The sequence below is a fragment of the Mycobacterium sp. NGS41 genome (genome assembly GCF_059812725.1).
In genome coordinates this window covers 78540-85049 of sequence record NZ_JCALDF010000023.1, presented here as the reverse complement: position 1 = coordinate 85049, position 6510 = coordinate 78540, and the positions used below count along the sequence as shown (strand labels likewise).

At 68.1% G+C, this 6510-nt stretch carries 6 protein-coding genes; 3 read left to right on the top strand and 3 right to left on the bottom strand.

All coding sequences use genetic code 11. From position 1 onward, the window contains the following. Both AC5Y21_RS19175 and AC5Y21_RS19170 read right to left on the bottom strand, forming a co-directional pair. A partial coding sequence (locus tag AC5Y21_RS19175; protein WP_499914684.1) for a VIT domain-containing protein occupies positions 1–914 on the bottom strand: 914 nt, incomplete at its 3' end. Continuing rightward, entirely contained in the window at positions 904–1494 is a 591-nt protein-coding gene (locus AC5Y21_RS19170; protein ID WP_499914682.1) for a helix-turn-helix domain-containing protein, read from the bottom strand. The genes AC5Y21_RS19170 and AC5Y21_RS19175, both read right to left, overlap by 11 nt. 254 nt (positions 1495–1748) lie before the next feature. Between AC5Y21_RS19170 and dacB1 the strand changes: the two genes are divergently transcribed. The 3 genes from dacB1 to nagA are packed head-to-tail and all read left to right on the top strand — an operon-like array spanning position 1749 to position 5474. Continuing rightward, a complete protein-coding gene (gene dacB1 / locus AC5Y21_RS19165; protein WP_499914680.1) occupies positions 1749–2990 on the top strand; it encodes a D-alanyl-D-alanine carboxypeptidase DacB1 in 1242 nt (413 codons plus the stop codon). Positions 2991–3003: 13 nt separating this feature from the next. Further along, the gene (locus AC5Y21_RS19160; protein ID WP_499914678.1) at positions 3004–4350 is read left to right on the top strand and encodes a sugar porter family MFS transporter; all 1347 of its coding nucleotides are present in this window, start codon (positions 3004–3006) and stop codon (positions 4348–4350) included. Continuing rightward, entirely contained in the window at positions 4347–5474 is a 1128-nt protein-coding gene (gene nagA, locus AC5Y21_RS19155) for an N-acetylglucosamine-6-phosphate deacetylase (protein ID WP_499914676.1), read from the top strand. The genes AC5Y21_RS19160 and nagA overlap by 4 nt, the downstream gene beginning before the upstream one ends. Here the strand turns inward: nagA and yhjD are convergent. Beyond that, positions 5471–6508 carry an inner membrane protein YhjD gene (yhjD, locus tag AC5Y21_RS19150; protein WP_499914674.1) on the bottom strand — a complete coding sequence of 346 codons (1038 nt, stop codon included), beginning with the start codon at positions 6506–6508 and terminating at the stop codon, positions 5471–5473. The two genes, nagA and yhjD, sit on opposite strands and share 4 nt — an antisense overlap. Positions 6509–6510: the final 2 nt, after the last annotated feature.

The window sequence follows — 6510 nt, the reverse complement described above, 5'->3', positions numbered from 1 at the left end:
AGCACGACGACGAGATCGCGCGGCGTGCCGGCGGTCTCGGCGGGCGGCAGCACGGTCACCGACCAGGTGCCCTCGTCACCGTCGGGGTCGGGAACCAGCAGCGCCGACGACGACAACTCGTGGCGGTCCACGTGGAAGCGCAGCACGAAGTCACGGTCGGCACGGGCCCCGGGCTCGACCTGCAGCCGCGTCGGACCGTCGGATGTCACGACGGCAGTGGGCAGCGATGCCCGCAGGTCCGACACGGCTAGCCCGCCGCCGTCCACGGTCAGCGAGATCTCTAGGTCAGGTCGCCGGTCGGTGTCCGACAGGCGCGGCGGAGTCACCCGCGACGCATCGGGCACGGCATCGGTGTCAGCCGCCAGCCCGCCGCCGGTCTGATCACCCTCGACCGGGGTCCCGGTGGTGTATCGAGGGGCGACCACGAGCGGGAAGCGGAAGGTGGCTTCGCCGTCCTCGAACGCCAGCGGGCCGGTCAACACCATCTCGATGGTCGCTTCCTCACCGGGCCCGAGGTTGCCGACCCGCACCGAGAACACATCCGGGCGGTCCTCCTCCACGATCGCGGCGCGCTGCCCGGAGACCAGCGCGTGCTCGTAGTCCGCGCGGGCCTGGCCGCGCTCCTTCAGCACGCCGATTACCCGACGTCCGGCCAGGGAAGCGACGAAGTCGGTCACACCCGCGCGGGCCGGCAACGGGAACACATAGGTGGCCTCGATGGTGGTATCGCCGGTGTTGGCGAACCGCTGGCGCACCGTGGACGTCGCGGTCATGCCGACGATGGCGGTTTCGACGCTCAGCGCCCGCAACGGCAGCCGTTCCCCGGTCGCCGAGCTCAGCTCGCCGCAGGTCGGCCGGCCGGGTGTCGCCGGCGTCTGTTCGGCGGTGAGAAGGGGAAGTAACTCAGTGCTCATCGGGTGTCCTTTCGTTGTTGGCGAGGAGGTCGAGCAGCGGCGCCGCGGCGCCGCGCAGGGTGTCGAGCGAAGGCAGTGGGCCCTCAAGGCCGTCGATCAGCAACGTGACACCGTCGGAAAGCCGGACGGCTCGCAGGTCTGTCACGGCCGGCTGGGCGGCGGCCGGCTCCGATGTGGTCTGCGGCGCGATCTGCCAGAAGCGGCCGGCCGCCCGGGCCGGGACCGCAGCCGAGGCGGGCTCCGGGTCGCCCAGGTCGGCGGGCATGGCGCTGGGCGGTATCGCGGCCAGCGCTTCCAGCTCCGCTTGCGGCATCCGCTCGAGGCGCTGGGCGATCTCGTCGAGCGAAAGCCCCTCGCCTTGTAGCCGTTTGACGGCCACCAGGCGGATCAGGTGGCTCCGCCCGTAGGTCAGCGCACGTCCCCGCGTCCCGGGTCGGGGCAACAGGCCGCGCGCGGTGTAGTAGCGGACCATGCGCTCGGCCGGGACCGCTTTGGCCTGACGGTTGTCGGGCACCGCTCCGGACGCCTGCACCGCGTGGGCGGCGACGGCGGCGAATTCGGGCAGCGTGAGCAGTTTCATGGTTAATTGACAGTGTCACTCATCTTCTTGACACTGTCAACTGCTAAGGCTGCCGGGCTCGTCGAGCCTGCGGTGCGGGCATCAGCCTGCGTCCACGGCGCAAAAGTTCGAGTGAGCCGCGCCCTCAGCGCAGAGTCGAGCTGGGGACCAGACTCGCCGCAACGCCCCCTTCAGGCCCGCGGGTAACTTCAGTCTCATCAGTCACAGCGCGGCTACCTGCGAAGCGCCCGACGATCGCCTACGCTGCTCAAACGATGCTTCGGTTACCGTCCTCGTCGCGTGGCGCGGCGTTCGTCGCCGCACTTTTTCTGATTGCTGCGCCGGCCGGTCCTGGTCTGCCCTTCGCACATGCCGAACCCGACGCCGGTCCCAACGCGGTTCCGGCCGCATGCCCGTACAAGGTGTCCACGCCGCCGGCGGTCGACTCGTCGGAGGTTCCCCAGGCCGGTGAAGCGCCGGTGCCGCTGGCGGTACCACCCAAGCCGGTCGGCGGCGACGCGCTGGGCGGCTGCGGGATCGTCACCGCACCCAACACGTCACCGGTACCGGGCGACGTCTCCGCCGGGGCGTGGCTGGTGGCGGATCTGGACAGCGGCGCGGTGATCGCCGCCCGCGACCCGCACGGCCGGCACCGCCCGGCCAGCGTCATCAAGGTGCTGGTGGCGATGGCCGCCATCAACGCGCTCAACCTGAACAAGTCGGTTCCCGGGACCGCCGACGACGCGGCGGCCGAGGGCACCAAGGTCGGCGTGGACGCCGACGGCATGTACACCGTCAACCAGCTCCTGCACGGGCTGCTGATGCATTCGGGCAACGACGCCGCGCACGCGCTGGCCACGCAGCTGGGCGGAATGCAGGCCGCCTTGGAGAAGATCAACATGCTGGCCGCCAAGCTCGGCGGCCACGACACCCGGGTGGCCACGCCGTCCGGACTGGACGGGCCAGGCATGAGCACCTCGGCCTACGACATCGGCCTGTTCTACCGGTACGCCTGGCATAACCCCACCTTCAGTGACATCGTCGCGACCCGCGCCTTCGACTTCCCCGGCCACGGCGACCACCCCGGCTACCAGCTGGAAAACGACAACCAGCTGGTCTATCACTACCCGGGCGCGCTGGGCGGCAAGACCGGTTACACCGACGACGCCGGCCAGACCTTCGTGGGTGCGGCCAACCGCAACGGCCGACGCCTGGTAGCGGTGCTCCTGCACGGAACCCGGCAGCCGATCGCCCCCTGGGAACAGGCCGCGCATTTGCTGGACTACGGGTTCAGCACCCCGGCCGGCACCCAGGTCGGCACGCTGGTCGAACCCGACCCCACGCTGGCGAGTGCCGGACGCCCCACGGATCGGCCGGCCGACGCCACCCAGGCCGCCGGACTGACTTCGTCGCCCGATTCGCTTCCGGTACGCGTCGGCGTGGCCATCGTCGGCGTGCTGGTCGTGTTCGGGCTGATCATGGTCGCGCGCTCAATGAACAGCCGGCCGGAACACTAGGCTGACGCATCCCGTGCGGCGAGGACTGCTGATTGGGCTCACCGCGGCCAGCGTCGGTGTCATCTATGGGTACGACCTCGCCATCATCGCCGGCGCGCAGCTGTTTGTCCCCGACCGATTCCACCTGACGACACCGCAAAAAGAACTCCTGACGACGATGGTGGTGATCGGCCAGATCGCGGGAGCGCTCGGCAGCGGTGTACTCGCCAACGCCATCGGGCGAAAGAAGTCGATAATCTTGATCCTCGTCGGCTACGCAGCCTTCGCCCTGCTGGGCGCGTTCTCGGTGTCGCTGCCGATGCTGCTGGTGGCGCGGCTGCTGCTGGGCCTGGCCATCGGCGTGTCGGTGGTGGTCGTCCCCGTGTACGTGGCGGAGTGCGCACCGGCGGCGGTGCGTGGATCATTGTCGGCCGCTTACCAATTCGCGACCGTCAGCGGACTCATCATCGGCTACCTGACCGCCTATCTGCTTGCCGGTATACACAGCTGGCGATGGATGCTGGGGCTGGCCGTCGTTCCCGCGATGCTGCTGCTGCCGCTGCTGGCCCGCATGCCGGATACCGCTCGGTGGTACTTGATGAAGGGTCGGGTCGGCGAGGCGCGCGAGGCGCTGCTACGGGTGGAACCCAAGGCCGATGTCGAAGCGGAGCTGACCGAAATCACCGGCGCCATAAGCGAAGGTAATGGGCGGCTGTCGGAGATGCTGCGACCGCCATATCTGCGGGCCACCGTGTTTGTGGTCGCGCTCGGCGTTCTCGCCCAGGTCACCGGCATCAACGCGGTCATCTATTACGGCCCCAAAATTCTCAAAGGCATGGGCTTCACGGACAATTCCGCGCTACTGGCTCTGGCACTCGTGCAGGTCGCCGGCTTGTTGGCGGTGTTCGCCGCGTTGGTACTCGTCGATCGACTGGGCCGGCGCCCAATCCTGTTGTCCGGCATCGCCGTGATGATCGTCGCCGACATCGTGATGATCATGGCGTTCTCTCGGGGCCCCGGCAATGGTCCGGCGCCGGCCCTCGGGTTCGCCGGCGTGCTCATGTACATCGTTGGCTACAGCTTCGGGTTCGGCTCGCTGCTATGGGTGTATGCGGGCGAAGCCTTCCCGACCCGCCTGCGATCGATCGGGTCGAGCACGATGCTCACCTTCACGCTCATCGCCAACGCGGTCGTCGCGGCCGGTTTCCTGACAATGCTGGATTCCCTCGGCGGCGCAGGGGCTTTCGCGGTGTTCTGCGCTTTCGCGACGGTTGCTTTCGTCGTCGTGTACCGCTACGCACCGGAGACCAAAGGCCGCCAGCTCGAGGAGATCCGGCACTTCTGGGAAAACGGCGGCCGGTGGGAGAGCACCCGCGCATGATCCGCGCCGGCGCCGTCGCCATCGACGGGCAGGTCCGCCGGCCGGGATGGCTCGAGACTTCCGGTACGCAGATCGTCGCCTGCGGAGCCGGCCCAGCGCCCCGGCCCGCCGATGTCGATTTCTCCGATTGCCTTGTGGTTCCGGGCTTTATCGACATGCACGTGCATGGCGGCGGCGGCGCGTCCTACCCGGAAGCGGCCGAGATCGCGGCCGCCGCGGAGTTTCACCTGCGGCACGGCACCACCACTACGCTGGCCAGCCTGGTGACCGCCGGGCCCGCGGAGCTGATTTCCGGCGTGCGGGAACTGGCCGAGGCGACCCGAAACGGCGTGGTGGCAGGCATTCATCTGGAGGGGCCGTGGCTGAGCACGGCTCGTTGCGGCGCGCATGACCAGACCCGGATGCGTGATCCGGATCCCGCGGAGATCGACGCTGTGCTGGCCGCCGCCGGCGACGCGATCCGGATGGTCACGCTGGCACCTGAGCTACCCGGATCCGACGCCGCGATCCGACAGTTCCTGGACGCGGGTGTTGTTGTCGCCGTGGGACATACGGACGCGACATACGAGCAGACTCGACATGCCGTTGGGTTGGGTGCGACGGTCGGCACTCATCTGTTCAACGCCATGCCGCCACTGCACCACCGCAATCCCGGGCCCGTGCTCGCATTGCTGGCCGACCCGCGGGTGACCGTCGAGCTGATCGCCGACGGTGTGCACGTACACCCCGCCGTGCTGCGCGCGGTGATCGAGTCTGCCGGCCCCGACCGGGTCGCCGTGGTCACCGATGCGATCGCCGCGGCTGGTTGCCAAGACGGCGAGTTCCGGCTCGGCGCGGTACCGATCGACGTGGTGTCCGGGGTGGCGCGGGTACATGGAACGTCGACGATCGCCGGCAGCACCGCCACCATGGACCAGCTTTTCTGCAATGTGGCCGCACTCGGCGAGGACCGTGACGCGGCGCTGGCCGCCGCGGTTCAGATGACCTCGACGACACCGGCACGCGCCCTCGGGCTGGACCGGGTGGGCAGCCTGCGGCCCGGCTATGACGCCGATCTTGTTGTGCTGGACCGTGATTTGCAGGTGAGCGCCGTCATGGTGCGCGGCGACTGGTCGCACTCCTAGCGCCGCCAGTGCGTCAAGCGCGAAAACGTCAGCGCACCAATGGCTCCCACGGCCATCGCGGCGACCGTCTGACGTGTGCTGAGACCCTCGTCGAGTTGCACCCGTGGGGCGATGATTGCGGGAGGGGGTGGGTCGACGGGCTTGGCACGCGGATCGACCGATGCCGTCGCCGCCCACGCGGTGGCGAACAAGACGAGATACGCAGTGATATAAGCGAACACCATCAGACCCAATATCGGGCCGAACGCGCGTCCCGCCGGACTGCCGGTGACCGCTGCCAGGTAGATCGACCCCAGTTGCTTGAACGCTTCGAACCCCACCGCCGCCAACCACCCGGCCCGCATCGAGTCCACCAGGCTGACCTTCTCGCGCGGTAGCCGGGCGATCATCCAGGTGAACAGCAACCACGAGACCAGCATCGACACCGCGAACGAAACAAACCGGAAAATCGTGTCGAATATCGAAAACTCCGGTATGCCAAACCATTTCAGCACCACGGCCATCGGCCGGGTGTGGCTGAGCGCGGACAGTCCGATGGTCGCCAACATCACCACGAACGTTCCGAACATCGCCAACAGGTCGGAAATCTTGTTGCGCACGAACCCCGGTGAGTCGATCCGTTGTGCCCACCACATCTCGGTCAATGCGGCCCGCAAATGCGACATCCACCCAAGGCCGGCCCAGGCCGCCGTGGCCAGGCCGATCACCCCGACCGACGCGCGCGCACCGATCGCCTGATTCACCAGATGGATCAACTGCTGGCCCACCTGGGGAGAAACCGAGGCGACGATGTGGTCGTAGATCGTCTGCCTCCACTTGACCTGCCGCGACAACACGAATCCGATCACCGAGAAAGTGACCATCAGCAACGGAAATAACGCAAAGACCGTGTAGTACGTGAGGCCGGCAGCGAAGAAGCCGCCATTGCGTTCGTCGAAACGCTGGTAGGCGCGGACGACATGATCCAACCATCCGAACCGAGCCCGCAGCCGATCGAAGATTCCCGGCTCGGCCGGCTCGGCCTGCTCGTTCATGG

Excerpts from the sequence above, each read along its gene's own strand:
- AC5Y21_RS19170 (WP_499914682.1), bottom strand. The coding sequence starts at position 1,494 with ATGAAACTGCTCACGCTGCCCGAATTCGCCGCCGTCGCCGCCCACGCG.
- dacB1 (WP_499914680.1), top strand. The coding sequence starts at position 1,749 with ATGCTTCGGTTACCGTCCTCGTCGCGTGGCGCGGCGTTCGTCGCCGCA.
- nagA (WP_499914676.1), top strand. The coding sequence starts at position 4,347 with ATGATCCGCGCCGGCGCCGTCGCCATCGACGGGCAGGTCCGCCGGCCG.
- yhjD (WP_499914674.1), bottom strand. The coding sequence starts at position 6,508 with ATGAACGAGCAGGCCGAGCCGGCCGAGCCGGGAATCTTCGATCGGCTG.